The organism is Chloroflexota bacterium, assembly GCA_011322445.1.
Classification (GTDB): domain Bacteria; phylum Chloroflexota; class Anaerolineae; order Anaerolineales; family DRMV01; genus DRMV01.
In genome coordinates, this window is sequence record DRMV01000048.1 from 122,677 (window position 1) to 148,149 (window position 25,473).

Below are 25,473 nucleotides of genomic sequence, written 5' to 3' on the forward strand. Positions count from 1 at the left end.
GTTAGGGGTTAGGGGTTAGGGGTTGAAGCGGGCGGCGCGGCGGCGGGGCAGGGGCCTCCGCCGGATAGCCCAAAAACAACATGCCTTGCGGCTCCCACGTCGGCGGCAGGTGCAGCGCCGCGCGCGTGGCTTCCTGGGCATAAAGCGGCCAGCATATCCACACGCCTCCCAGCCCTTCGGCGTGGGCTGCCAGCAACATTTGCAAGCCCACCATCGCTACTGACTGCACCAGCATGTGGTGTTCCCACGCATCGTCTGGATCGCGCCGCACGCTGTTGTCTAAATTGAGCACCACCACCAGGGGCGCTTCGTTCAAGCGCCGGCGCGAACGGGCCACTCGCGCCGCAATAGCGGCTTCGTCAGCACCGTGAGCGCGCATATCGGCAGCCATTTGCGCCGTCAGCGCCTCGGCCAGCCGACGCTTGGGGCCGGCTTCCCGCAGCAACACAAACTGCCACGGCTGCAAATTATGCGCCGAAGGGGCATAGACCGCGGTCTCCAGAATGCGCTGCACGACCCCATCGGGCACCGGCTCGGGCAAAAAGCGGCGCACGCTGCGGCGGGAACGCAGGAATGCATGGATTTCGTCGGGGGAAAGGGTCATGGGTGCAGGAGGCAGGGTGCAGGAGGCAAGATGCAAGATGCAAGGTGCAGGAGGCAAGGTGCAGAACGGCGAGGGGAAAGCCTTATTCGGGCGGGGCGACCTCAAAGCGCATGGCTTCCTCGGAGGGGCCACGATACACGCACAGGCCCACTCGCGGTGAGTTCACATAAGGCAAGAAGGCATCGGGCTTTTCCCAATCGGCATGGGCGCGAGCGTGTGTATCGCAATAAGGCTCCAGCGGCCAGGCATTGGTAAACAGCCAATCGGCCGGGCGGCTGCAGATGTGGCACACACGCGGCGGCTTGTAGTTGCGCGCCAAAAAGCGGGCTTCCCTTTCTGGCAGCGGGCCAGGGTAAGCCGCCAGCAGGCGCACTTTCAGTTCTGTCGGCCAGACCTCGTCGTAAGCGTAATCGATCTCTTGCCCCACGGTCAGCAGCGCGCTCAAAGGCTTGTCCATCGGTGCGACGTGCGCTTGCTCATCCAGCACCAAATCCACAGGGGTAGCCTTCGGGCGGCAGCCATAAGTCACGCCATCGATAATAAACTGGCTGGCATGGCCGCAGCAATCCACCCACACCTGCCGCAGCGCCTCATCCAGCGCCGCCAGCGAGGCCGCTTGCGGCATTTCCAGAAACAGCCAGAAAGTTTTGGGGAAATAAGCGTCGCGCACGTGAAACAGGAAAAGGGGCTGCTCACCGTCGGGCTGTGGCCGACACGCCCGCAAGTGCTCGGCCATCGCCTCTTGGGGCAGTGTCTTCCCGCACAGGAAACAGCGTCCCATCATGGGTTGCATGGTCACCTCTTAGCGGAACAGGTCTCTCTCTTTCGGGCGGATGAGTTCCCGCAGGCTCGATTCGCGCAAGGGGTACGGGAAGCCGCGCACATGCACCACCGGCGTGCCCTCATCGGCCTGCCCCATCACAAGGGAAGCCGCAGCCGCCAGTTCGTCGGCCGCGCCTACCTGCGTGGCAAGCAATTCGCGCCCCACCAGGTCGTGACGCCCGCGCAAATCGACCAGTGCGGGCACACCGCTGAGGCCAATCGCGGCCCCCACCGTGCCCAGCCGCCACGCCCGCCCGTGGGAATCGTTGATGATCACGCCCAGGCGCGTGCCGCTGGCCTCTTCGAGGCGCTGACGCAACTCGGCAGCCGAGCGGTCAGGGTCTTCGGGCAACAGCAGCACACACTCATCATCGCCGCAAACATTGGAATGATCGATGCCTGCGTTGGCGCACACAAAACCGCGCTTATGCTCCACAATCAGCACCCCTGGCACAGCACGCAACACGGCGTTGCTTTCCCGCAAAATCAATTCTACCAGACGAGGGTCCTTTTCCACCCGGGCAGCCAGAGAAAGGGCTTCGTCAGAAGGGGTAAGGGCGCGCAGGTCCACCAGCCGCCCCTCGGCCCGCGAAACCACCTTTTGCGCCACCACGAGCACATCTCCATCTTGCAACGCGATGCGCGCCCGGCGCAAACCGCGCAAAATCAGCGCGGCCAAATCATCGCCTCGCCGCACAAAAGGCACGCCCGGCAAAGGCGTCAAGGTCAATGGCGGCATGGTCATTCCTCCTCCCCACCTACAATACGGATGCCCACATGACGCGTGCCCAGGGCCTTGTTCATGTAAATCAGCACGCTGGTCAACCCTTCCACCACCGGCGTGTTTTCCAGTGGCCCGGCATCCCAGGCGCGCAAGCCGGCGTCTTCCACCAGCGCCATCACCCGGCGGCGGTTGGCCTTCCCCTTACCCGCCACCAGCACCTCGGCCTCGATGGGTGCGTCTTCCCACAACACGGCATGGGCAATGTTCTGGAATGCATCCACCACCGCGACATCGGGGCCAAGGATTTCCTGCGCCTCCAACGCGGCGCTGCCCGCGGGCGGGAACCAGGCTTTCGTCACCTTCGGCGGCTTCAGCGGCACAGCCACATCCACAACCACTTTGCCCTGCACCACCTCGCGGATGGCTTCCAGCGTTGCCCTGTGGGCGCTGTAAGGCACAGCCAGCACCACCACCTCGGCGCGTTGCGCGGCTTCCCGGTTGCCCACGCCCCACACCGGCGCCTGAGGGTTGCCCAAGCGGGCGCGAATGGTCTCAGCCATGCGTGCCGCTTTGGCAGGGGTACGGGAACCGATATACACCGTATGCCCCGCTTTCGCCCAACGATATGCCAAACCACGCCCTTCCTTGCCCGTCCCGCCAATGACCGCCAAAACTGTCATCCGTCACCGCTCCTCGCAAGAATCTTGTCTCTCAAGTTTACCGCAAATGGCGCTCCTTGACAAAGAACGGGTGTTCTGATAATATTACGGTAGCCGGTTTTCGCCTTTTCCCATGAAAGGGGATGTGTATGTCACCACGGAAACCCAAGAACACCCTTGACGAACTGGACCAGAAAATTCTCGAGACCATTTACCAATGGCTCGACGAGCAAGGCCTGCCCCCCACGGTGCGAGAAATTCAACAGGCGGTAGGGGCATCTTCGACGTCGGTGGTCGATTATCATCTGCGGCGGCTGGAGCGGCTGAAATTCATCGTGCGGGAAGCCACCGACAAGCGGAAGGCGCGCAACATTCGCCTGCACCCCCGGCTCGCCCAGCCGCGCGACGTGGACGCGACCGCGGCCTCAGCCGATTGGGCAGCGCTGGCAGCGCAAGGGCGCGCCCGGTCCTCGCGCAAAGAACCCCGCAAGCCTCGCGAAATGGGGCGCAGCCTGCCGGTCACGCCCGCGTCGCGGGTGGTCTCGCTCCCTCTGGCAGGCCGCATCGTCGCCAGCGAGCCTATCCCCGCCTTCCCCGAAGGCTACACCGCCGACGACACCATCGAGATCCCGCAGGCATTCCTGCCGCGCAACACCGAAGGGCTGTATGCGCTGGAAGTCAGCGGGAATTCGATGATCGACGCGCTCATCGGTGACGGCGACATCGTGGTGCTCAAGGAAACCAAAGAAGCCGCACCCGGAGAGATGGTCGCGGTGTGGCTGAAACACACCAACGAAAGCACGCTCAAGAAATACCAGCCAGTGTACGATGCGCGGCAAGAGCGGCTGGAAAAAATCATCCTCAAACCGGCCAACCCCACCATGCAGCCCATCGAAATCGACGATCCGGCGCAGGTGGATATCATGGGCAAAGTTGTGCTGGTCATCCGCCCCACCGACGGCAGCATCCGCAAGCCGCGCGGCAAAGGGACGTGAGCCACCTCACCTTTCAAAACACAACAGCCCTGCCGTCGATGGCAGGGCTGTTGCTTCGAGAGACATGCTTCGCGACTCGCAACATGTCCTCCTTCCCAGAGCATCCCTCAGGCCTCGTCAGAGGTCGTGAGGCTCTGCAATTCCTTCTCGATCTCGTCGAGGCGGCTTTGCAGGTGGGTTTTAGCCTGTTCGAGCCAGGCCTTACGCTCGGTGGGAGGCACGTCTACGCCCCAGCGGCGCGCCCAGGGCGGCGGGCCGCCCCACCAGCCTTCAGCATCCCAGTCTCCCGGGGTGGCCCCCATGCGCCAGTCTGCCCGCGCATAGCCGGGGCCATAGCAACCGCCACGGCCATACCCACCTCCGCGCCAGGCTTTCCGAAAACGACGTCCAAACATTTTGCACCTCCTGTAAAAGGGTTAGGATATTTCCAAAAGCGAATAAAGTTACGCAAAAAAATTTTTTTGCTGCTACGGCATACGGCCGCGGCCATGGCCACGGCGGCAACGGCGTCGGCGGCCCACGGCGGTGAGCGGCAACGGGGCGCTGAGGTCTTCCAACAGGCTCAGCAATTGCAGCACCTGTGCATTGCGCAGACGGTAACGCACCGTCATACCTTCCCGCTCAGCCACCACCAGCCCGGCCTCTCGCAACACCGCGAGGTGCTGCGAGATATTGGCCTGCCGCCGCCCCAACGCCGCCGTCAAATCCATGACATAGGCATCGCGCTCCGCCAGGGCTGCAAGAATCTGCAGCCGTACCGGATGCGCCAGAGCATAAGCCAGTTGCGCCGCGCGGGCCGCGGCTTCGTCGCTGTGCAACATGCGCGCTCCTTATTCGCTTTCACGAAATTCGTCATTGCGAATATACCCCCAAATTAAGGCGTTGTCAAGGGTTTGAAAAGAAATTGGTCAAAAACCTGTGCCGCCCATGCGCGCGCCGAGGGGCTGTCTTTGCAGACAGCCCCTCGGATACGCCCCACGGGCACCGCCGCGACGCACGCCAGGCGTGCATTCATGCCCGCCCACGCGTCCGCGTCGGGAGGAGGGCCAACGGCGAAATGCGGCGCGCCCACGCCGCACCGCCGCGGTCGGTGCCGAAGTTCACCAAACGTCGCTTGTGTCTACCGGCGCTGCGATTGCTTCAAGCGTTTCCGCACAAAGGTCGGAATATCGAGGTCGTCGGTGTCGAAGGTCCGCGGCGCAAATTCGGCCGGCTGGGGCCGAGGCTGGGGCACGCCGGCCGCGGAGGAATGCATCGCGCGGTCGGCCGTGGCTGGCCGAGCCCGGCGCAAATGCCGCGACATGCCCGTGTAATCAAAACCCGTGGCAATCACCGTGACGCGCACTTTGTCGTCCATGTTGGGGTCAATCACCGCGCCAAAGATGAGGTTGACATCAGGATGCGCGGCTTCCTTGATAATGGCCGCCGCCTGGTTGACCTCGAAGAGCGTCAGGTCCGTGCCGCCGGTGATGTTGAACAGAATGCCGCGAGCGCCGTCAATCGTAATATCCAGCAGTTTGCTGGAAATGGCCTCTTCAGCAGCCAGCCGGGCACGGTCTTCGCCCTCGGCCTCACCCACAGCCATCAGGGCCGCGCCGCCTTCCGACATCACGGTCTTCACGTCCGCGAAATCCAGGTTAATCAAGCCGGGCACGGTAATAAGTTCCGAAATACCCTGAATGCCCTGGCGCAAGACGTCATCGGCCACCTTGAAGGCTTCCTGCAAACCGGCTTTCTTATCCACAATTTGCAACAAGCGGTCGTTAGGAATCACGATGAGGGTATCGACGTTTTCCTTGAGGTTGGTAATGCCCGCCTCAGCAGCCTTCATGCGGCGCGAACCCTCGAAGGAAAACGGTTTGGTCACCACGCCGATGGTGAGTGCGCCGACGTCGCGGGCAATTTTTGCCACCACCGGGGCCGCACCCGTCCCCGTGCCGCCGCCCATGCCCGCGGTGATGAAGACCATATCGGCGCCATCCAGCACCTGATACAGTTCCTCTTGCGATTCTTCAGCCGCCTTACGGCCAACCTCGGGGTCGCCGCCTGCGCCCAGGCCGCGGGTGACTTTCTCGCCAATGTGCACCCGCGTGCCGGCTTTGGAAAGCAGCAACGCCTGGGCATCGGTGTTCACGGCAACAAACTCAATGCCCTGAACGCTTTCCTCGATCATCCGGTTGACGGCATTGCCGCCGCCACCGCCCACGCCCACCACTTTGATGCGGGCGAAGGATTCACCTTCCAGGGGGGAACCAGCATTTTGCAACATACAAACCTCCTCAACAAACTGTGGGGCGAAAACAAGCCTCGAACTTACGGCAAAAGGGAACGCAAAAACGCCTTCACCTTTTCCCAGGAATCCACACCATCGCGGCGCCGCGGGGCTTCGGGCACGAAAGCCGCCGTTTGCAGCAATTGCGCCCAATACAACAAGCCCACACTGGTGGCAAAAGCCGGGCTGCGAATGCGGTCGACCATGCCAAACACCTTTTCGGCCTTCGCCACACGCACCGGCAAGCCCAGTTCTTCACGCGCCACGGCCTCAAAGCCTTTGAGCAGCGTGCTGCCGCCGGTGAAAACCACCCCGGCAGGCAACAGGCCATCATAGCCCGAGCGATGCAACTCGTGGCGCACCATCTCTAACATTTCCCGGACGCGCGCTTCGATGACCTCAGCCATCTCGCGCCGGTTGACCTGCACCGCTTCATGGTCGGCAAACGACCGCACGGTAATCACCTCTTCGGCGGAAACCGCCTGGGGGTCGCTGTGGCCGTGGCGCACCTTGATTTCCTCAGCACGCTCCAGCGGCAGGTGGAACAAATAACCCAGGTCGCGGGTGACATGGTTGCCGCCCACGGGCAGCACTGCCGTATGCCACACATCGCCGCCGATATACACCGCCAGGTCGGTGGTGCCGCCGCCGATGTCGCACACCGCCACCCCCATTTCGCGCTCGGTCTCGGTCAACACCGCCTCGGCCGAAGCCAGCGGGTTGAGCACGAAATGGGAAACCTCCACCCCAGCCTGCTGCACGCATTCCCGCAGGTTGGCAACCGAGGCCTTGGAAGCGGTGATGATGTGCACTTCAGCCTCCAGCCGATAGCCGTGCATTCCCAAAGGCTCGCGCACGCTTTCCTGGTCATCGAGCCGGAAAGCCCGCTGGATGATGTGCACGATCTCGCGATCGTGGGGCACGGCAAGCGCGCGCGCGGCTTCCACAGCGCGCTGAATATCTCCGGCATCGACCACGCCGCCGGAAACACCTACCACCCCTCGGCTGATTTCGCCAGACACGTGCGACCCCGCCAGGCTTACCAGCGCGGCGGCAATCTCCATCCCCGCGGCGCGCGAGGCCTTTTCCACCGAGCGGGCAATGGCTCGTGAGGCTTCGGTCATATCCACGACCATGCCTTTGTTCAGCCCGCGGGAAGGCTCCAGCCCCACCCCTAAAATGCGCATCCGCCCATCGGCCTCAGGACGCGCCACCAGGGTGCAGACTTTCGTCGTACCAACATCGATGCCCACCAGGATGGGTTCTTCCACGGCTACGGCTCCATTCGGTAATACGGCGCACGGAACGAGGCCACATCGACCAGCGCCGGATGAATATGTCGCGCTTTCAACCAGCGGGCAATGGCCTCATACAACACCATGCGCTGTTCCATGTGCGTCAGTTGTTGCCCCACGAACACACGCCAGCCCTCAGGGGCCTGCCAGCCAATGCCATAGCGAGGGCTATACACCAACGGGGTGCCCTGAGGCAGGTAACGGGCCAGCGTTTGCAGGGCTTCCACCTGAGCAGGGGAAAGCAACTGCATCTCGCCGGGGCGCAAATCGGCGGCTTCCGCGGGCAAAGTACCTGCCCGCACCTGCAACGCCTGCGGCGGTGCCTCGGCCACCGGCGGGGCAAAAGCCAGGCCCTGGGCGTCAACCCACCAGGTTTTGTGGCCGGCATGCCACACCAGCACCGGCTGGCGCTCTTGCACCGTCACCACCACCCGGTTGGGCAGCGCGACGCGCACCTCGGCATGGGCCACCGCGGGAAGCGCCTCCACCTGCTCGGCCACCAGGGCAGGGTTGATGCCAAAAACCGGCCGCCCCACCACCCCCAGGCGGGAAGCCACCTGGTCGGCACCGAGATATTGCAGGCCGCGCACTTCCGGCGCATCAACCCGGAAAACGGGAGCATACCATAAAGCGGCGATCAAGACAATGAGAAAAACGCTCAATGCCAGCGAGGCCCAGCGCCATCCCAAGGAAAGCGCCGGCATCGCCGCCACCACCTCGGTGTTGCGCCCGCGCGACACCCGCACCTGCCGCCGCACACGCCCCGAAGCCGGCACGGCCGTACCGCTCAACACGCCATACCGACTCACCACCACCGGCGTGCCGCTCGCGGCATGCGCATGGGCAGCCACCGTTTTCGCGCGGCGAGGCTGCGGGCGGGTGTTCCCCCGCCTGCGGCGGACGCGCTCGGCTCGTGTGAGGGTGTCTTGCTTTTTGCGAGGCATGAGTAAAGTGCTCCAGTTCCGGTGTGCCAGTGAGCGCTTCAGTATGACAGGATCAGCGTTCCCAGCGGGTGCGGTCGCGCTCGCGCTTGCGCTCCTGCGCCAGCGCCACCAGTTCATCCAGCAAATCCGAATAAGGCAAGCCCGTGGCTTCCCACAACTTGGGGTACATGCTGATTTGGGTGAAGCCCGGCAGGGTGTTGACTTCGTTGATGTAAAACACGCCGCTCGTTCGTTCCAGCAGGAAATCCACTCGCGCCATGCCGGCACAGTCAATCGCCTGATAAACGGCCACGGCCAGTTCCCGCACCCTGGCCGTCTGCCCGGCACTCAAAGGGGCTGGAATGAACAACTGCGAGGTCTCGTCTTCGTATTTCGCTTCGTATGAATAAAATTCCTCGCCGGGGACAACCTCGCCAGGCAACGAAGCCCTGGGCTCGGCGTTACCCAGCACCGCCACCTCGATTTCGCGAGCATCCAGCCCGCGCTCGACCACCAGGCGGCGGTCATAGCGCGCCGCCAGCCGCAGCCCGGCCAGCAGTTCCGCCCGATTGTGTGCCTTGGTAATGCCCACCGACGACCCCAGGTTGGCCGGTTTGACGAACAGCGGGTAAGGGGCCAGCGCCTCGCAGCGGTCGGCAGCAGCCTCGGCGTCCTCTTCCACCTCGCGACGGGAAAGCACCACATATTCCGCCAGAGGCAGGCCGTGGGCGCGCATGACGTCTTTGAACACGCCCTTATCCATGCCTACTGCCGAGCCGACCACGCCCGCCCCCACGTAGGCCACATCGGCCAGTTCCAGCAGCCCTTGAAGCGTGCCGTCTTCGCCGAACGTGCCGTGCAACACCGGGAAGACCACATCCACCGGCGCGTAAGGCTTCAGCACCTCACCTTCCCACTGCCAGAGGCCGGGGCGAGAAGGGTCAGGCAACAACGTGACCGGCGTCAGTCCCTCCAGCCGCCCGGAAGTAAAGGCTTCCAAAGCGTCGGGCGAAGCCAGCCAGCGCCCTTCTTTGGTCACGCCAACGGGAATGATTTCATAGCGTTCCGGCTTGAGCGCCTCAAGCACCGAACGCGCCGACATCAGCGAGACTTCGTGCTCGCCTGAGCGGCCACCAAAAAGCACCACAAGGTGAATTTTCTGGCTCATGCGGCACCTTCCTCGGAAAAGCGGGGCAGAGGTTCGTCGGGGGGCAGTTCTTGCGGCTCGTAGAGCGCCGCGAGGGCCTCCTGCGGCCAGGCACCCACCAGTCGAATCTCCGGCTCCAACCAAACGCCAAACTTGCGCGCCACGGTCGTGCGGGCCAGATACATCAGCGCCCAAATTTCCTGGGCTTTGGCGTTGCCCTTGTTGACGAAGAAATTGGCATGCAGGGTACTGATTTCCGCATCACCTACGGTCGTGCCTTTGAGGCCCGCCGCGTCGATCAGCCGGCCGGCGTAATCGCCCGGCGGGTTCTTGAACATCGAGCCCATGCTCGCGCCAGGGGGCTGGGTGCGCTCCCGATGGGCTTTGTAAGTCTGCATGCGGTCCTGAATGGCTTCCGGCAACTCGCGACGCAGGCGGAAGGTGGCGCTCAGCACCACCGCGTCGCTGCCTGCGGCCTTGAGCACGCTATGGCGGTAGTCAAACTCCAAAGCGGCGGGCGGGTAAAAGGCGCGCCCTTTTTCCCGATGCAAGATTTCAGCCATTTCCAGCGTGGCGGCCACTTCACCGCCGTGTGCGCCGGCATTGCCCACCACCGCGCCGCCCACCGTGCCCGGAATGCCCGCGGCCCACTCCAGCCCGGCCAACCCCAAAGCCGCCGCTCGCCGTGCCAGGCCGCCAAAATTCGCGCCCGATTCCGCCCAAACGGTCGGCGGCTCGGCCTCTGGGGTGAAAGCCAACTTGCGGGCCCGGTTGAGCACCACCACGCCGCGCACGCCTTCGTCGGCCACGAGCACATTGGAACCGCCGCCCAGCACCCAGAAAGGGGCTTCCCAGGCCCACAGCCGCCGCACCACCAACGCCAGTTCCCGCGCGCTGCGCACCGTGATGAGCACATCGGCCGGGCCGCCGACGCGCGCCGAGGTGTAGGGGGCCAGGGGTGCGTCCCGCTGCACACGGTCGCCGAAAAGTTGCTGCAAGCGGTCGTACAAAGCGGTATCGGTCATCGTTTCTGCCATCCTTCCAGCGCCCAGCGGGTCACTGCGGGGGCATCGCCAGCGGAAAGCACCACCACTACCGCCGGAGGCTGAACTTGCGCCAGCAAAACCTCGGCCGCGGCCTCTAACGTGGCGGCAAAATGCACCTGCGGATGCTGCAAAGCCGCTGCCACCTCGCGGGGGTCGAAGCCCTCCGGCGGGGCCTCCCGGGCCGCGAACACATCGGTCACCACCACCGCATCGGCGTCGTCAAAGGCCCCGGCAAACTGGGGCAACAAAGTGAGCGTGCGGCTGTAAGTGTGCGGCTGCCACACAGCCCAAACCGCATGGCCGGGGAAACGCTCTCGCGCCGCGGCTAAGGTCGCCCGAATTTCGGTGGGGTGGTGGGCATAATCGTCCACGAAAACCACCCCACCCGCCTCACCAACCACCTCAAAGCGCCGGCCCGTGCTGCGAAACCCGGCCAGCGCTTTCACAGCAGCGGGGACATCCAAACCCAAACGGTGCACCACAGCCAGCACCGCCAGCGCATTGGCGACATTGTGCCGCCCCGGCACAGCGAGGGAAACCGGCACCGGCGCGCCGGCAGTCGGCAGGAAGGCAAAATCGTAACCACCGCGCGCGTTCAGGCGCACATCCACCGCCTGATAATCGGCATCGTCGCTTTGCAAGCCATAAGTCAACGCCGTGCCTTCGTGGTCGGCAGCCAGGCGGCGGCTGCCTGCATGGTCGGCGCAGGCCAGCAGGAAGCCGTCTTCCCGCACCTGGCGGGCAAAACGGCGAAACGCTTCGTAAAAATCCTCGGCCGTGGGGAACATATCGGGGTGATCGTGTTCAATGTTGGTCACAATGGCCGCGTAAGGCGTCAGGCCGAGAAACATGTGGTCGTATTCGTCGGCTTCGATGACGAAGAAATCGCCGCGACCCGCATGGGCATTGGTTTCCAGGTTGCGGGCTTCCGAGCCGATGATGAAAGTGGGGTCGTGCCCCAAAGCCGTGAGCACCCACGCCAGCATGGCCGTGGTGGTGGTCTTGCCGTGGGAACCCGCCACGGCCAGCACGCGATACCCCGCGGTGAGGCGTGGCAAAAACTCGCGCCGCTTGAGCACCGGCACCCCGGCCTGCCGGGCCGCGCGGACGTCGGCGTCGTCGTCGGGCACCGCCGAGGAACGCACCACCACCTCAGCGCCGCGGGCAGCCTCCGGCGCATGGCCGATGGTCACAGCCACCCCCAGCGCGCACAGCATCGCGGTGCGCGGCGAAGCCTGCCGGTCAGAGCCGCTGACTTCCCAGCCCCGCTCGGCCAGCACCCGGGCAATGGCCGAAAGGCCTGTGCCGCCAATACCCACGAAATGTACCCGTCCACCTTGGCTCTGGTTCATACAAGCACCACAATGACGAAGACAAACAGCAACGCACTCACAATGTAAATGCCAGGCACGCCCAAAAAGGTGTTCGGCAGGTAAGAAAGCACCATCTGGCTCAAGGGATCATTGGCCGGCGGCGGCTGGACAAGCGACGGCCAGGGGTAGCCCGCCGCGTCCAGGTAATGCCACAACATCCCAATGACGAGATAACCATTCAGCGCGCCCAGCAACATGCCCAAAAAGGCGTTTTGCAAGCCGCCCAGATCCCGCTTGGCCGTGCTCCAGCGCGGGGTTTGGTAGCCAAAAAACGTCGCCAGGCCGAAAATACCGGCGCGGGTGAGGAACAGCGTCTTGGGCGGCAGTGAGCCCATCAGGGGCACATACTTTTCAAGCAGCGTAATGACCAACACGCCGACCACCGCGCCCACCGTGGCGAGGAACTCCTTGTACCAGCCCCGCAGCAAGCCGCCCACCGAAAAAAGGGCCACGCTCAGCAAAAGGAAAACTGCCAGCGTCATCATTGGGGCACCTCCTCGCCCGCGGTTTCCAGCAGCACCGCAGCGATGCGGCGAGCAGCATCGGGGCGGGCCAAGGCGCGCATGGCTTCGGTCATTTGGGCACGGGCAGCCTCATCGGCCATCAGTTCCTGCACCACTGGCACCAAACGCTCGGCCAGGTGCTCATCGGGCAAAATGCGGGCTGCGCCGCGGTCGGCCAGATAAGCGGCGTTGACCTGCTGGTAGCGCCAGGCGTAGGGGTAAGGCACCAGCACGGCAGGCAGGCCAAACAGCGGGAATTCGCCCAATACCGATGCCCCCGCGCGGGAAACCACCAAATCGGCAGCGGCGAGCGCCGCCCCCATCGCCTCGTGCAGATAAGGGAAGGCCAGGTAACGGCGCCGCAGAGACTCGGGAAGCGCCTCTCGGGCTGCCGCGACCTCTTCCCAATCCAGGCGGCCGGTAAGGTGCAAAATGTGCATCTGCGGCAGCAGGGCTTCCAGGCCGCCCAGCAAAGCCCGGTTGATGGAACGCGCCCCTTTGCTGCCGCCAAACACCAGCAGCACCGGCGCATCGGCGGGCAAGCCAAAATGCTCGCGGGCCTCTTGCCGCGACCAGCGCAACAGGTCGGCCCGCACGGGGTAGCCCGTCACCACCAGGCCGCGATGCCGCGGGAAGAACGCCTGCGCAGCAGGGGCGGTCAAGGCAATGCGGTCGGCCAAACGGGCCAGGGTTTTGAGCGCCAGCCCCGGCTCGATGTCGGGCACATAGAGCACGGTGGGAATGCGCCGTCCTGCCAGCCCCACCGGCACGGCCACATAACCGCCGGTGAAGAAGAGCACATCGGGGCGGAAATCGCGCAGCACGCGGCGGGCTTCCCGGTAGCCGCGCAGCAACTGCCAGGTATTGCCCGGCAACCGCCGCAAGCCCACCCCGTGCACCCCGGCAGCGGGCACGGCACGGAACGGCACCCCGGCGCGCTGAACCAGGTCGGCTTCCATGCCGCCCTGGCCGCCCACCCACAGCACCGCTTCGGCCCTATCGCCCAGTGCCTGAAGCACCGACAGCGCGGGATACACGCCGCCGCCGGTGCCCCCGGCGCAAATCAACAACCGCACCGGTATCACTCCTCGTTTTCAGGTGTTCACGGGCCGACGCCCGCCCGACACTCAAAATCAGCCCAACCGCCATCAACGCGCTCATCAGGCTGGAGCCGCCATAACTGATGAACGGCAAAGCGTTCCCTGCCAGCGGCAAGATGTTCAGCATCATGCTCATGTTGCCAAAAGCCTCCAGCCCCAGCCAGAGCGCGAGGCCGGAAGCCAGCAGCCGCCCGTAAGTGTCGGGGGCTTCCAACGCGATGCGCATGCCCCGCCACACAATGACGGCGAACAACAACACCATAAAAGTGCTGCCCACCACACCGTATTCCTCGGCCACCACCGCAAACACGCTATCGCTGTGCGGCAAGGGAAGGCCGCTGACCTTGACCTGCGACTGCCCCGGCCCCACGCCAAACCAGCCGCCGCGTGCCGCCGCCGAAATCGCCATCCGAATCTGTTCGGCTGCATGGGTGGGGTCCTGCAAGCCGGCGATATATTCCTGCAGGCGGTGCATGCCGCGGGGATAAACCAGCAGCACCAGCGCGCCACCGAGCAACGCCGCGCCACCCACTAACGCCAACTGTCGCCAGCCCCCCCCCGCCAGGAAAAACATCAGCATGCCAATCGCCACGATGGTGATGGCGGCGCTGAGGTCGGGCTCCAGCAATACCAAACCACCGGTCACACCCAGCAGGAAGCCCAGCGGATACAGGCCATATTCGCGGGACGAAAGCCGTCCCTCACGGCGGGAAAGCCACACAGCCAGGTAAAACACCGTGGCGACCTTGGCCAGTTCCGAAGGCTGCACCGAGCCGCCGCTGAGGAAACGCCCCGTGCCGCCGCCGAGATGCTTCAGCGCCAACACAATCACCAAGGCGCCCCACACGCCAAACAAGGCCAACGGAGCCAACCGCTGCCAGCGGCGGTAGTCCACTGCCGCCAGGAAGACCATCAGCCCCAACCCCAAAAAGACGAACATGGTCTGCCGGCGCACCAGCCGCATCACATCCACGCTGCCATTGGGCTGGCGGCTGCCAAAGAACCACTGAAACGTGGGGCTGGTGGAATAGACCATCAGCAGGCCCCACAGCAGCAGCAAGATGACCGCCAGCACCAACCAGCCATCGGTGCCTTGAAGCCAAACCGGCTGCCATGTGCCGTTGCGGCGTTTCACAGTGCGTTGACCCATGCTCTAAACCTCTCACCGCGCTCGGCAAAATCGCGGAACTCGTCGAAACTGGTGCCGCCGGGGGAAAGCAACACCACGTCGCCCGGCTGGGAGGCATGATAGGCTGCCCGCACCGCGTCTTCCAGCGAACCACAGCGCAACACGGTTTCGGGCAACGGCCCCTCGGCCTGGGAGAGCGCCTCCAAAATCAGGTCGGCAGCCTCGCCAAAAACCACCAGTGCCCGCACCCGCTGGCGCACCAGCGCAGCCCACGCATCCCAGGGCAGTTTTTTGTCACGCCCGCCTGCCAGCAGCACAATCGGCTCGTCAAACGACCGAATGGCGGCCATGGCTCGTTCCGGCGCGGTAGCGATGGAATCGTTGTACCACGCCACGCCATCGAGCACCCGCACCAGTTCCAGCCGGTGGGGCACGCCAGCGAAGCCCTCGACCCCTGCCCGCATGTGTGCAGCGGAAAGCCCCAACGCGGCCGCTACCGCGCTCGCGGCCAACACATTACGCACATTGTGCTCGCCGCGCAGGCGAATGACCTCGCGAGCGAACAGCGGGCACACGGCGCCGCCTTCCCGCAGGGCCAGGGCATCGCCGTCGAGGAACACGCCATCCACCCCATCGGGGGGCGGGGCAAACCCAAAAGCCAGCAACCGTCCCTGCACCTGCGGGCGCAGCCCCCAGGCCCCGGCATCTTCCCAGCCCAACACCGCGGTGTCGGCCGGCGTTTGGAAGGTCAGAATGCGGGCTTTGGCCGCGGTGTAGGCTTCCATGGTGCCGTGGCGGTCGAGGTGGTTGGGCGTGATGTTGAGCACCGCGGCAACGTGCGGGGCGGTGTGCATCAACTCTAACTGGAAACTGGAAAGTTCCATCACCGCGAGGTCGTCGGCAGTCATCTCGTCCACATCGGCGATGAGCGGGTTGCCGATGTTGCCGCCCACCCATACCATGCGCCAGCGCCTGGGCAGCCCTGCAACAGCGGCACGCGCCGCCCCATTTAATTGGCTATACGAAGCGCCGCGCACCGCCTCCGCTGCCGCCCCGGCCATCCGCCCCACCAGCGTGGTCGTGGTGGTCTTTCCCGCCGAGCCGGTAATGCCCACCACCGGGCAGGGCGCGACCTCCATGAAAATCTGCGCTTCGTTGCTCAGCGGGATGCCGCGCTGCACGGCTTCCTGCACCAGCGGCAGGCTCAGCGGCACCCCACCCGAAGGGCAAACCAGATCCACGCCGTCCAGCGCCTCCAGGGGGTGGCCTCCCGTCACCCAGCGGACGGGCAAATCGGCCAGTTGCTCGCGGGCCGTGCGAAGGGCTGCGGGCGAGCGGCGGTCGTTGAGCACCACCCCCGCACCGTGGCGCGCCAGGTAGCGGGCCAGCGCCGTGCCCTGCCGCCCTGCACCAATGATCAACACCCGACGCCCTGCATATTTATTTGCCATAGCCCACCGCAATCGCCACGCCAATCATGGCAGCCAGCAAACTGATCAGCCAGAAACGCTGCACTACCTGGGTCTCACTCCAGCCCAGCAGTTCAAAATGGTGGTGCAAGGGCGACATCTTGAACAATCGCCGCCCGCCGGTGAGTTTGAAATAACCCACCTGCAAAATCACGCTGAGCGCCTCGGCCACCGGCACGATGGCAATCAGGGGCAGCAACAGCCACTGGCCGGTCATCAACGCCACCACGCCCAGGGCCGCGCCGAGGGAAAGCGAACCGGTATCGCCCATGAAGAGCTGCGCGGGGTGAACGTTGAACCACAGGAAGCCGAAAATGCTGCCTACCAGCGTAAAGGCAAAGCGCGCCAGATAAATTTGGCCCTGCATGAGCGCAATGCCGCCGTAAGCCGCAAAGGCAGTGGCCGCAATCAGCCCGGCCAGGCCGTCGAGGCCATCGGTGAGGTTGATGGCGTTGCTGGAAGCCACAATCACGAAAGTCGCCAGTGGAATGTAAAGCCACCCCAGCGTGAGGGGGTGCAAAACGCCAGGAATCAGCAACTCGGGCACCTGAAGGTAATGCTGCAAACCAAAAGCCGCGCCCAGCGCCAGCAGGGTTTGCAAACCAAATTTGGTGCGCGCCCGCAGCCCTTCACCTTTGCGGCCGCGCAGCCCGGCCCAATCGTCCACCGCCCCAATGGCGGCAAACCCCAACAGCACCGCCAGCGGCAGCAGCACCGAGCGCCCCGAATAGGTCGCGCCCAAAATCCAGCCCGCGTTCAGCAGCAGGATGATGAAAGTGACCGGCAGCACGATCATCACGCCGCCCATGGTCGGCGTGCCCAACTTGGAAAAGTGCCGTTGCGGGCCTTCCAGGCGGATGATTTTGCCCACCTTGAAGTGCCGCAAAATCTGCAGCAGGGGGTCGCCCCAAATCACGGTCAACACGAAACTCAAGGCCGCGAGGCTGAGGGCGAGCGTGGTAGGGGCAGGGCTGGTAATCATTCTGCCGCCTCCAGCGCCCCCACAATGCGGTCCATCTGCACCCCACGCGAGCCTTTGACCAGCACCACGTCGTCGGGGCGCAGCACCTTCCGCAAGAGCGCAATAGCCTCTTCGGCGGTCTCGGTTTCCAGCACGCGGGAAGGCGGCAAACCGGCTTCCCGCGCAGCCCGGGCGATGATGTGGGCGCGCTGGCCCACCGTGACCAGCAGCGAAACCACCTCAGCCGCCCGCAGCCCTACTTTGCGGTGGCTTTCCTGCTCGTAGGGGCCAAGTTCCAGCATGTCGCCCAGCACAGCCACCCGGCGGCCGGGCAAATCGGCCAGCAGGTTGAGCGCCGCCAGCGTCGATTGCGGCGAGGCGTTGTAAGTGTCATCGAGCAGCAGCGCGCCATTCTCAGAGCGCACCGCCACCAGCCGCAACTGGGTATGCCCCATCCGCAGGCCAGACACAATGTCGCCCCAGGTCAGACCTTCCAGCAGCCCCACCGCGGCCGCACGCAACACCGTGTGGGCCGAATGCCGCCCTAAGAGCGGCACCTTGACGGTGAGTGTCTCACCCCGGTAATGCAACCGCAGGCGGATGCCATCCAGCCCCAGGCCCTCAATCTCATCGGCCCACAAATCGGCCTGGCGGGAAAGCCCATAAAAGAACACCCGCGCCTGCGTTTTCTCGGCCATCGCCCGCACTAGCGGGTCGTCGTAATTGAGTACAGCCACGCCGTCGGGCGCAGGCGGCAGGGCTTCCACCAGTTCGGCCTTGCCCCGAGCAATGGTTTCCTGCGAACCGGCCCGCTCGGCGTGCACCAGGCCGATGTTCGTCACCACACCGATTTGCGGCTGGGCGATGTCACACAACAAGGCAATGTCGCCGGGCACATAAAAGCCCATTTCCAGCACTGCCCGCTCGTACCCCTCGGTAAGCCGCAGCAAAGTGAGCGGCAGGCCAATTTCGTTGTTGAAGTTGCCGATATTTTTCAAGGTGCGATAGCGGCGGCTGAGCACCTGGGCGGTGAGTTCCTTGGTGGTCGACTTGCCCACGCTGCCGGTAATGCCCACCACGCGCACATGCGCCATCTTGCGTCGCCAAAAACGCGCCACCGTTTGCAAAGCCAGCAGGGTGTCTTCCACCTGCAGGCAGCCCGGCGTGCGGAAGCCCCGCCACGCCTTTTCAGGGAAGCCGCCGCGCACATCCAGCAAGGCGCAGCCCGCCACCGGGCGAGAAACCAGAGCCAGCGTCGCGCCGCGGCCAAAGGCATCGGCGACGAACTCATGCCCATCGCGCTTCTCACCGGGCAAAGCGACGAACATCGCCCCCGGAATGGCCTGGCGGGAATCCACCACCGTTTCGGTGACGACTTCCTGCCCGCCGGGGGGACGCACGCCCGTCAGGGCTTCGACGACATCGGCTAAGGTCAGCATCGCTTTTTGGCCTCAGGGTTGTTGCGCCTCGGCGGCGCTGAGTTGCTTGCGGACACGGTCAGGCGGCACCCGCTCGATAGCAGCCACACGCTGCACCATGTTGGCGAAGACCGGAGCCGCCACCACAGAAGCCCAAATACTGGTCTTGGGCCGCTCCAGCCAGACGTAAATCACATACTGCGGTTTGTCGGCAGGGAACCATCCCACAAAAGAGGCATTGGTCGCCCGGGTAATGTAACCTTCGCCCTGGATGGAAATCTCTGCCGTGCCGGTCTTGCCGGCCACGCTGTAACCCTCCACCAGCGCCGCCGAAGATTCGCCCTTCAATGATTGGGTCAGCATCTGGCGCATGGTGCGGGAAGCCTCGGCCGAAATGACCTGCGGCGGCGGGTCGGGATGGTAAGGATAAGCCCGGCCGTTGACCACCTCATATCGCAAAACATGGGGCGTCACCAGGTAACCGCCGTTGGCAATGGCCGAAGCCGCAGCAATCATTTGCATAGGGGTGACGTCAATGGCCTGGCCGAAAGCCTGAGAAGCCCAGTCCGAATGCGACCAATATTTGGTCCCCGGGGTGCGATAATAGCCAGGCAATTCACCGCCCAAATCAACGCCGGTGGGGCGGCCAAAGCCAAAAGCCTGCAAGTAATCGTAAAAAGGCTGCTTCTTCAGCCGATCAACGGCCACCCATGCCAGGCAAGTGTTGAGGGAATGCTGCAAACAGCCCACCATGGACTGGTCGCCCCATGCTCCGCGGTTCCAGTTCCACACCGTGCGGCCGGGCACCTGAAACGTGCCCACATCGTGGAACACTGTTTGGGGCGTGACCTTCCCAGCGTCGACAGCCGAAGCCATCGTCACGATTTTGAACACCGAGCCCGGCTCATACGAGCGCTCCACGGCAAAATCCAGTGCGTCCCATTTCTTCAAGTGCTCTTGAATGGCGCGATAATCGTTCAAATTGGGGCGCGGGTACTGCCCAATGGCCAGCAAAGCGCCGCTGTAAGGGTCGGCCACGATAATGGTGGCGCTATCGGCCTTGGTGTGTTGCACCGCCCGCCAGGCCTCTTCCTCGGCAGCCCGCTGCAAGGGGCGGTCCAGGGTAAGGTAAAGCGCCACCGGCTGGGGTGCGGACTGCTGCTGCTTCTTGTCCTGATGCCAGGGGGCGTAGGGATAATGCACCAAGGCCACGCCGCCCTTGAGCAACTGGTTGTAATACTGTTCCACACCGCCATAGCCATCGCCCGACCCGATGGCTACGAAGCCCAACACATTGGCCGCCAAGTCGCCTTCGGGGTAATAACGCACCAGACGCCGCACAAAAGTGAGTGCCCCTCGCAACGGCACCGGCTTGCCATCCGGCCCCGGCACCTTCCACTTGCTGGCGCGCTCTTCCAGCAACTCCTTTTGCTGCTCGCTCACCCGGTTGGAAACCAGCACCGCCTTCACATTCTTGTTCTTGTTGTTCACCAGCGCCTGCAGCAGTGCGCCCTCATCCAGGTTCAAGACGTCGGCGAGGTCGTGGGCAATTTGGGGCAGCGCCTCGGCCGGCACCTTACCCAAAGGAACATCCACTTCATAAGCCGGGCGGTCACCAGCCAGCAAATGGCCGTTGCGGTCGTAAATCAACCCTCGCGGCAGCGGCACCCTCTCCGCGTAGCCTTCACGCACCTCGCGCGCCAGCCAGTTGCGCTCGGTGCCCGTCTGCAGCATAATCAAGCGCGCCACCACCACCAGCCCCAGGGCCAACACACCGCCCGCGGCTATGGCATAGCGCCACAACGCCACCTCATGGCGAGGTGCATCGGGGGGAACGGGCACAGTGGGGGCACTCATGGGGTCGGCTCCAACAACAGGTAACGGCTCAACCAATGGATCAGCGAAATCGTGTAGGCTTCCGGCAAGGGCGGCTCACCGGTCAACGGCTGCAATCCCGCCTGGGGCACAGCCACATCCGTTTCAGGGAGGGCATTCGGCGGCACCGGCACAAAGTGTTCCTGCGCCGGGCTGACCGGCTTGTAGCCCTGGGCTTCCGCTGCCCGCAGCAGCACTTCGACCGATTGCATTTCGGCCAGGCGGGTTTGCAGCACCACAATATCCTGCTCTTCTGTCAAGGTCTGCTGCTGCAAGTCCCGCAAGCGATAGTCCAGCATCAGGGCCTGGGCCGAAAGATGCACCTCAAAGGCAAACACCAACGCCACCACCAGGGCCGCGGCCAAACTGCCCAACAACCAGCGCATCCGCCGCCGCCAGGGCAATTCTCGATAAGCCTGTGTCACGCGCTGAAAGCGATTGCTCATCTCAGGCATCCTTGCAAGCCCTATGCCAACTTCTCGGCCACACGCAACCGGGCGCTGCGGGCACGGGGGTTACGGGCCATTTCCTCGGCGGTGGGGCGCATGGGGAACGGCTTCAACAACTGCACCCGCGCCGGGCGGTCGCAATCGCAATGCGGCATCTCGGGCGGGCACACGCAATAGCCACTCTCTGCCCGCAGAAAGTGCTTGACCATGCGGTCTTCCAGCGAATGGAAAGCAATCACCGCCAGCCGCCCGCCGGGGTTCAGCGCTGCCACAGCCTGGGGAAGCACCCGCTCGAGGTTGTCCAGTTCCCGATTGACAGCAATGCGCAGCGCCTGGAAAGTGCGCGTCGCGGGGTGCATGCCTCGCTTGCCCGAGCGAGTGGCCCCAGCCACCACCTCGGCCAGTTCGCCCGTCGTGCGGATGGGACGATGGCGCACAATGGCCCGCGCCACCTGCCGGGACCGGCGCTCTTCGCCATAGCGCCAGAGGATATCGGCCAGGGCAGCCTCGTCCAGCGTGTTGACCAAATCGGCCGCCGTCAACGGCTGGGAAGGGTCGAAACGCATGTCGAGCGGGGCATCGTGGCGGAAGGAAAAGCCCCGCTCGGCCACATCCACCTGCATGGACGAAACGCCCAGGTCGAGGAGAATGCCATCCACGCCTTCCCACCCCACAGCCTGAAGGTGTGCGGCCAGGTCGGCATAAGAGCCACGCCGCAAAAGGGCTCGCTCACCGAAAAGCGCCAGGCGCTCCGCGGCAAGTGCCAGGGCCGCGGGGTCCACATCCAGCCCCAGCAACACACCATCGGGGCTGCTGGCTTCCAGAATGCCAAAAGCATGGCCGCCAGCACCAAGCGTGCCATCCACATAGCGGCCGCCTGCACGCGGGCGAAGGGCTTCTAAAACTTCCTGGTAAAGTACCGGCTGGTGCGGCCAGGGCACCGGGGCCTCCTACGGTTGAGCGGGCGCGTCGTCGCCGGGGGAAAGGTCAAGCGCCGCGAAACGACGGGCGTTGGCCTCAGCGTCTTGCAGTAAGGCGTTTTGGGCCTCCCAATCCTGCGGCGGCCAAATCTCAAAGTAATCGCCCACGCCCACGATGACAGCCTCGCCATCCAGCCCCACGGCTTCCCGCAAGTAGGGAGGAATGAGAATGCGACCGGCGCTATCCACTTCAACCGGGCTGGCAGCCGAAAAGATGAGGCGCTTGAGTTGCCGCGCCACAGGGTCGGTCATGCTCAGCGCGTTGACGCGGCGGTAAATCTGCTGGAAGACGGGAGGCGTCAGCACCATCAGGTTGCGGTCGAAACCCTGCACGAGGTAAGCCCCCTCGCGCAGCAAGTCGCGAAAGCGCGCCGGAATGGTCAGGCGTCCTTTCTTATCCAAACTGTGGCGATAACGGCCCAAGAACATTTGTTCGCATCTCCCAATTAAAGCAGAAACGCCGCTGACCGGCGCTCCACTTCGCGACACTTTATCCCACAACCACCCACAGTATAAAGGAATTTGGGCAAAAAAGCAAGTCCCGCGCCACCCCGCCGCGCTGGCGCAGCCCGTTTGCCCCCCTGACGGCCGCTTCCCGCTCGCATTTGCGGGTTTTACTGTTACAATAATGGTGAGTTGCGTCTCCTCTGCCCCCACCATCGCCCACTGCCCCCCTTCTTTGCCAGGCCCCATGCACTGCACCTCACCTGCACCTCATGCTGCATTTCTGGATTTTAGACCCCGACCCTGCCAGCATTTCGTGGGCTCGCGCCGCGCTCGAAACCCACTTTAACGGCGCGCGGGTGCTTTCGATTACCTCGACCCGGGCCTGGAAACGCGCGCTCAAACACGAGGCCTGGCCGCAGGTCATCCTGACCGAAGCCCAGCTTCCCTGGGGGACTGTCGAAGACCTGTTGGCCTACCTCACCCGCCAACATCGCCACACGCCGGTCATTTTGCTCAGCGACCGCGTCGCCGAGGGCACAGTGGCGCACTTGTTCGACCGCGGCCTGGACGATTACCTGCCCAAAACGCCACCCCAGCCCCTGTTACTGGCCGCCCGCGCCCGGCGCCTGCTGGCCGATTACGCCCCTCTTCGCCATCAACTCACTTACCTCAAACGGCTCGACAAACGCGTGTTCGCGTCCGACAACCCCCACGTCATCGCCACCGAAGCCCTCACCTTGCTGGCCGAGTCGGCGCGGGCGATATGGGGCGCTTCGGTTGTCGTGCGCAACGATAGCAGCCAAACGGGCGAGGTGCTGGCCGTCTATCAGCCCATTGGCACGCACCTCACCCATGCGGGCGAACACTGCCCGTTGGAAGTGCTCCCGCCAATTCCCCCCATGTTGGAATGGCATTTCTCTTCCATCGAAAAACTGCCCGTGGCCCCCTTGCGCCATGCGCTGCGCAAGAAAGGTGTGCAATGGGTGGGGGTTTACCGCCTGCCCATCGGGCCTAACATCTACGGGCTACTGCACCTTGGCTGGCAACAGCAGGAAGACGCCACACCCTCCATCCTGGAATTCATCTCGACCACGGTGCACTGGCTTTCCTCGGCTGTGTATCGCGCCATCAAACTGCGAGAAGAGCGCCACGCCCTCTACCAGGCCCGGGCGCTGACCAACCTCGTGCTTTCCCTCAACCGCTCACTGGACACCGACATGATCTTCCGTCGGTTGCTGGAAGGCCTGCAGGCCGTGGTGCCTTACGAACAGGCTTCGGTGTGGGAATGGACCGAAGACGACGACCTGATCGTGCGCCACATCAGCGGCTATGCCGTCACACCCGAGGAATTCAACGCGCAGATTAACAACCTCCCGCTGCCCCCCCGGGAATGGCCCACCATGACCATTTTAGTCGAAACCCGCCGGCCCTTGCTCATTCCCGACGTTACCCAATTCCCCGACTGGCAACCGCTGGACTTCACCCAAAACGTCCGCTGCTGGCTGGGGGTTCCCCTCATTTACAACGACAAAACCATAGGCGTTCTGGCTTTAGATGCCTCTGAGCCCTACCGCTTCACCGAAGAACACATGCACCTGGCCCAGACCTTAGCCAGCGCAGCGACCATCGCGCTGCAAAACGCCCGCCTTTTCCAGCACGAACATCGCCGCCGCGAGGAACTCAACACGTTGCGCTTAGCCAGTCTGCAACTGGTCGCCAGCCTCGAGCCATCGGAGGTACTTTCCAACCTGCTGTGGGAAACCCTGCGCATCGTAGACGCCGACGACGCCCACATCTTCCTCTACGATGGCGAAAAAATCACCTTCGGCACGGCCATTTGGGACGGCAAAATTCAAGACCACCCCCTCAACATACCCCGCCCCCACGGCATCACCTACACCGTGGCCCACAGCGGGCAAATGCGCGTCGTGCCCAACATCCGCAAAGACCCGCTTTTCACCGACGCCCCGTGGGAAGGCGCGATCATCAGCATCCCTCTCATCGCCCACGGCAAAGTTCACGGCGTGATGAATGTCGCCTGGCATCGGCCCAGGCGCTTCTCGCGCGACGAAACCAGCCTGCTGCAAATGCTGGCCGATTACGCCGCCATTGCGCTGGAAAACGCGCGATTGGTTGACACGCTGCAAAGCAAAATTCGGCAACTCTCGGTGCTTTCCGCTGCCAGCGCGGCCCTGCGTGAAGCCAACACCCCGCAGGAAATCGCCCAGAAACTGGCCGAGCAGGCTATTCGCCTGGGGAAAGCCGAAAGCGCGATGATTGTGCGTTACGCCGATGAGGCCAAAACCCAGGCCGTGGTGGAATATGTCATCGGCATGGACGCCCACCTCATCGGCCATTTCTTCTCCCCCACTTCAGGGGGGCTAACCCATTACCTGGCCCAAGCCAACCGTTTGGTCACTTTCCGCGACCTGAGCCAGTCGCCGCTGCTCCAACACCCACACTGGGTACGCCACATCGGGCCTGCGGTGGCCATCCCGTTACACACCCGCAGCGGCGACATGGTGGGGATGCTGCTCGTCGGGCGGCCCCACGGCGCTGAGCCGTTCAGCGAAGAGGAAATCACCCCGCTGGACGCGCTGGCCGAAATCGGCGCGACGGCACTGCAACGCGCCCATACTTCCAGCCAGTTGGAAGAGGCTTTCCTGCAAGCGGTGTTGGCGCTTTCGCAAGCGATGGACGCTCGCGACCATTACCACGGCGGTCACAGCAAGCAATTGGCCGAATGGAGCGGGGCCGTAGCCCATGCCATGGGGCTCTCGGAAGAAGAAACGGAAACCGTGCGGCTGGCCGCCCTACTGCACGACATCGGCAAAATTGGCATTCCCGACGAAATCCTGCTCAAGCCCGGCCCCCTGACCCCGCGCGAGTGGGAAATCATGCGCCAGCACCCCCTCATCGGGGCGCGCATTCTCCGCCCTTTGCGCCGCCTGGAAGCCGTGGCGCAAATTGTGGAAGCCCACCATGAGCGCTGGGACGGCAGCGGCTATCCTCGGGGCCTGAAAGGGGAAGCCATTCCGCTGGGGGCGCGCATCCTGGCGGTGGTTGATTCCTATGGCGCCATGATTGACAAGCGGGTGTATCACGCGCCCCGCTCGCACGAAGAGGCCGTCGCCGAAATTCGGCGGCAGGCCGGCAAACTCTACGACCCCCACGTGGTCGAAGCCTTTTTGGAAGTCATCGACTATCTCTCGCCGTCGCCGCCTCCTCGCGCCAGCCACAGCCCGCGCCCCTTCCCCCCAACGCCCGCACCCTGAGCGGAGC

Annotated in this window: 24 protein-coding genes; 2 read left to right on the top strand and 22 right to left on the bottom strand. The window is 64.0% G+C overall.

All coding sequences use genetic code 11. The features are described 5' to 3' along the window. Position 1 precedes the first annotated feature (1 nt). From ENJ54_11025 to npdG, 4 genes are all read right to left on the bottom strand, one after another. Positions 2-604 carry a nitroreductase family protein gene (locus ENJ54_11025; protein ID HFC10365.1) on the bottom strand — a complete coding sequence of 201 codons (603 nt, stop codon included), beginning with the start codon at positions 602-604 and terminating at the stop codon, positions 2-4. Positions 605-686: 82 nt separating this feature from the next. Then, positions 687-1,388, bottom strand: a complete 702-nt coding sequence (locus ENJ54_11030) for a hypothetical protein (GenBank protein HFC10366.1) — start codon at positions 1,386-1,388, stop codon at positions 687-689. A gap of 18 nt (positions 1,389-1,406) precedes the next feature. After that, entirely contained in the window at positions 1,407-2,171 is a 765-nt protein-coding gene (cofE, locus tag ENJ54_11035) for a coenzyme F420-0:L-glutamate ligase (protein ID HFC10367.1), read from the bottom strand. Continuing rightward, complete coding sequence (npdG, locus tag ENJ54_11040; protein HFC10368.1) at positions 2,168-2,830, bottom strand: NADPH-dependent F420 reductase; 663 nt, start codon at positions 2,828-2,830, stop codon at positions 2,168-2,170. Before npdG ends, cofE begins: the two co-directional genes overlap by 4 nt. Positions 2,831-2,952: 122 nt before the next feature. Here npdG and lexA point away from each other — a divergent pair, with 122 nt between their 5' ends. Beyond that, a complete protein-coding gene (gene lexA / locus ENJ54_11045) occupies positions 2,953-3,804 on the top strand; it encodes a repressor LexA (protein HFC10369.1) in 852 nt (283 codons plus the stop codon). Positions 3,805-3,911: 107 nt separating this feature from the next. Here the strand turns inward: lexA and ENJ54_11050 are convergent, their stop codons facing one another. From ENJ54_11050 to mraZ, 18 genes are all read right to left on the bottom strand, one after another. Beyond that, on the bottom strand, positions 3,912-4,199 hold the full coding sequence (locus ENJ54_11050) for a hypothetical protein (GenBank protein HFC10370.1): 288 nt from the start codon (positions 4,197-4,199) through the stop codon (positions 3,912-3,914). Between the two features lie 72 nt (positions 4,200-4,271). Next, positions 4,272-4,625 carry a transcriptional regulator gene (locus ENJ54_11055; protein ID HFC10371.1) on the bottom strand — a complete coding sequence of 118 codons (354 nt, stop codon included), beginning with the start codon at positions 4,623-4,625 and terminating at the stop codon, positions 4,272-4,274. A gap of 299 nt (positions 4,626-4,924) precedes the next feature. Then, positions 4,925-6,073: a cell division protein FtsZ gene (ftsZ, locus tag ENJ54_11060; GenBank protein HFC10372.1), complete on the bottom strand. Its 1,149-nt coding sequence runs from the start codon at positions 6,071-6,073 to the stop codon at positions 4,925-4,927. 44 nt (positions 6,074-6,117) lie between these two features. Continuing rightward, positions 6,118-7,347 (bottom strand): cell division protein FtsA, encoded by a 1,230-nt coding sequence (gene ftsA / locus ENJ54_11065; GenBank protein HFC10373.1) that lies wholly within the window; start codon positions 7,345-7,347, stop codon positions 6,118-6,120. A 2-nt stretch (positions 7,348-7,349) separates the two neighbouring features. Beyond that, positions 7,350-8,315: an FtsQ-type POTRA domain-containing protein gene (locus ENJ54_11070; GenBank protein ID HFC10374.1), complete on the bottom strand. Its 966-nt coding sequence runs from the start codon at positions 8,313-8,315 to the stop codon at positions 7,350-7,352. 52 nt (positions 8,316-8,367) lie between these two features. Further along, entirely contained in the window at positions 8,368-9,462 is a 1,095-nt protein-coding gene (locus ENJ54_11075; GenBank protein HFC10375.1) for a D-alanine--D-alanine ligase, read from the bottom strand. Next, positions 9,459-10,478 carry a UDP-N-acetylmuramate dehydrogenase gene (murB, locus tag ENJ54_11080; GenBank protein ID HFC10376.1) on the bottom strand — a complete coding sequence of 340 codons (1,020 nt, stop codon included), beginning with the start codon at positions 10,476-10,478 and terminating at the stop codon, positions 9,459-9,461. Before murB ends, ENJ54_11075 begins: the two co-directional genes overlap by 4 nt. Then, complete coding sequence (gene murC / locus ENJ54_11085) at positions 10,463-11,839, bottom strand: UDP-N-acetylmuramate--L-alanine ligase (GenBank protein ID HFC10377.1); 1,377 nt, start codon at positions 11,837-11,839, stop codon at positions 10,463-10,465. The genes murB and murC overlap by 16 nt, the downstream gene beginning before the upstream one ends. Further along, positions 11,836-12,345, bottom strand: a complete 510-nt coding sequence (locus ENJ54_11090; GenBank protein HFC10378.1) for a hypothetical protein — start codon at positions 12,343-12,345, stop codon at positions 11,836-11,838. The genes murC and ENJ54_11090 overlap by 4 nt, the downstream gene beginning before the upstream one ends. After that, the gene (murG, locus tag ENJ54_11095) at positions 12,342-13,448 is read right to left on the bottom strand and encodes an undecaprenyldiphospho-muramoylpentapeptide beta-N-acetylglucosaminyltransferase (protein ID HFC10379.1); all 1,107 of its coding nucleotides are present in this window, start codon (positions 13,446-13,448) and stop codon (positions 12,342-12,344) included. The genes ENJ54_11090 and murG overlap by 4 nt, the downstream gene beginning before the upstream one ends. Then, positions 13,360-14,613: a hypothetical protein gene (locus tag ENJ54_11100; protein ID HFC10380.1), complete on the bottom strand. Its 1,254-nt coding sequence runs from the start codon at positions 14,611-14,613 to the stop codon at positions 13,360-13,362. Before ENJ54_11100 ends, murG begins: the two co-directional genes overlap by 89 nt. Beyond that, positions 14,595-16,043, bottom strand: a complete 1,449-nt coding sequence (gene murD / locus ENJ54_11105; protein HFC10381.1) for a UDP-N-acetylmuramoyl-L-alanine--D-glutamate ligase — start codon at positions 16,041-16,043, stop codon at positions 14,595-14,597. The genes ENJ54_11100 and murD overlap by 19 nt, the downstream gene beginning before the upstream one ends. Next, positions 16,033-17,043 carry a phospho-N-acetylmuramoyl-pentapeptide-transferase gene (locus ENJ54_11110; protein HFC10382.1) on the bottom strand — a complete coding sequence of 337 codons (1,011 nt, stop codon included), beginning with the start codon at positions 17,041-17,043 and terminating at the stop codon, positions 16,033-16,035. The genes murD and ENJ54_11110 overlap by 11 nt, the downstream gene beginning before the upstream one ends. After that, the gene (locus ENJ54_11115; protein ID HFC10383.1) at positions 17,040-18,461 is read right to left on the bottom strand and encodes a UDP-N-acetylmuramoyl-tripeptide--D-alanyl-D-alanine ligase; all 1,422 of its coding nucleotides are present in this window, start codon (positions 18,459-18,461) and stop codon (positions 17,040-17,042) included. Before ENJ54_11115 ends, ENJ54_11110 begins: the two co-directional genes overlap by 4 nt. Before the next feature lie 12 nt (positions 18,462-18,473). Next, the gene (locus tag ENJ54_11120) at positions 18,474-20,297 is read right to left on the bottom strand and encodes a penicillin-binding protein 2 (protein ID HFC10384.1); all 1,824 of its coding nucleotides are present in this window, start codon (positions 20,295-20,297) and stop codon (positions 18,474-18,476) included. Next, positions 20,294-20,761: a hypothetical protein gene (locus tag ENJ54_11125; GenBank protein HFC10385.1), complete on the bottom strand. Its 468-nt coding sequence runs from the start codon at positions 20,759-20,761 to the stop codon at positions 20,294-20,296. The genes ENJ54_11120 and ENJ54_11125 overlap by 4 nt, the downstream gene beginning before the upstream one ends. A 20-nt stretch (positions 20,762-20,781) precedes the next feature. Beyond that, positions 20,782-21,705, bottom strand: a complete 924-nt coding sequence (rsmH, locus tag ENJ54_11130; protein ID HFC10386.1) for a 16S rRNA (cytosine(1402)-N(4))-methyltransferase RsmH — start codon at positions 21,703-21,705, stop codon at positions 20,782-20,784. A gap of 9 nt (positions 21,706-21,714) precedes the next feature. Next, a complete protein-coding gene (gene mraZ, locus ENJ54_11135; protein HFC10387.1) occupies positions 21,715-22,437 on the bottom strand; it encodes a division/cell wall cluster transcriptional repressor MraZ in 723 nt (240 codons plus the stop codon). Between the two features lie 23 nt (positions 22,438-22,460). Between mraZ and ENJ54_11140 the strand changes: the two genes are divergently transcribed. Then, the gene (locus tag ENJ54_11140; protein ID HFC10388.1) at positions 22,461-25,466 is read left to right on the top strand and encodes a GAF domain-containing protein; all 3,006 of its coding nucleotides are present in this window, start codon (positions 22,461-22,463) and stop codon (positions 25,464-25,466) included. The last annotated feature ends 7 nt before the right edge of the window (positions 25,467-25,473 follow it).

Excerpts from the sequence above, each read along its gene's own strand:
- ENJ54_11025 (HFC10365.1), bottom strand. The coding sequence starts at position 604 with ATGACCCTTTCCCCCGACGAAATCCATGCATTCCTGCGTTCCCGCCGC.
- ENJ54_11030 (HFC10366.1), bottom strand. The coding sequence starts at position 1,388 with ATGATGGGACGCTGTTTCCTGTGCGGGAAGACACTGCCCCAAGAGGCG.
- cofE (HFC10367.1), bottom strand. The coding sequence starts at position 2,171 with ATGACCATGCCGCCATTGACCTTGACGCCTTTGCCGGGCGTGCCTTTT.
- npdG (HFC10368.1), bottom strand. The coding sequence starts at position 2,830 with ATGACAGTTTTGGCGGTCATTGGCGGGACGGGCAAGGAAGGGCGTGGT.
- lexA (HFC10369.1), top strand. The coding sequence starts at position 2,953 with ATGTGTATGTCACCACGGAAACCCAAGAACACCCTTGACGAACTGGAC.
- ENJ54_11050 (HFC10370.1), bottom strand. The coding sequence starts at position 4,199 with ATGTTTGGACGTCGTTTTCGGAAAGCCTGGCGCGGAGGTGGGTATGGC.
- ENJ54_11055 (HFC10371.1), bottom strand. The coding sequence starts at position 4,625 with ATGTTGCACAGCGACGAAGCCGCGGCCCGCGCGGCGCAACTGGCTTAT.
- ftsZ (HFC10372.1), bottom strand. The coding sequence starts at position 6,073 with ATGTTGCAAAATGCTGGTTCCCCCCTGGAAGGTGAATCCTTCGCCCGC.
- ENJ54_11070 (HFC10374.1), bottom strand. The coding sequence starts at position 8,315 with ATGCCTCGCAAAAAGCAAGACACCCTCACACGAGCCGAGCGCGTCCGC.
- ENJ54_11075 (HFC10375.1), bottom strand. The coding sequence starts at position 9,462 with ATGAGCCAGAAAATTCACCTTGTGGTGCTTTTTGGTGGCCGCTCAGGC.
- murB (HFC10376.1), bottom strand. The coding sequence starts at position 10,478 with ATGGCAGAAACGATGACCGATACCGCTTTGTACGACCGCTTGCAGCAA.
- murC (HFC10377.1), bottom strand. The coding sequence starts at position 11,839 with ATGAACCAGAGCCAAGGTGGACGGGTACATTTCGTGGGTATTGGCGGC.
- ENJ54_11090 (HFC10378.1), bottom strand. The coding sequence starts at position 12,345 with ATGATGACGCTGGCAGTTTTCCTTTTGCTGAGCGTGGCCCTTTTTTCG.
- ENJ54_11100 (HFC10380.1), bottom strand. The coding sequence starts at position 14,613 with ATGGGTCAACGCACTGTGAAACGCCGCAACGGCACATGGCAGCCGGTT.
- murD (HFC10381.1), bottom strand. The coding sequence starts at position 16,043 with ATGGCAAATAAATATGCAGGGCGTCGGGTGTTGATCATTGGTGCAGGG.
- ENJ54_11110 (HFC10382.1), bottom strand. The coding sequence starts at position 17,043 with ATGATTACCAGCCCTGCCCCTACCACGCTCGCCCTCAGCCTCGCGGCC.
- ENJ54_11115 (HFC10383.1), bottom strand. The coding sequence starts at position 18,461 with ATGCTGACCTTAGCCGATGTCGTCGAAGCCCTGACGGGCGTGCGTCCC.
- ENJ54_11120 (HFC10384.1), bottom strand. The coding sequence starts at position 20,297 with ATGAGTGCCCCCACTGTGCCCGTTCCCCCCGATGCACCTCGCCATGAG.
- ENJ54_11125 (HFC10385.1), bottom strand. The coding sequence starts at position 20,761 with ATGAGCAATCGCTTTCAGCGCGTGACACAGGCTTATCGAGAATTGCCC.
- mraZ (HFC10387.1), bottom strand. The coding sequence starts at position 22,437 with ATGGGGCCTGGCAAAGAAGGGGGGCAGTGGGCGATGGTGGGGGCAGAG.
- ENJ54_11140 (HFC10388.1), top strand. The coding sequence starts at position 22,461 with ATGCTGCATTTCTGGATTTTAGACCCCGACCCTGCCAGCATTTCGTGG.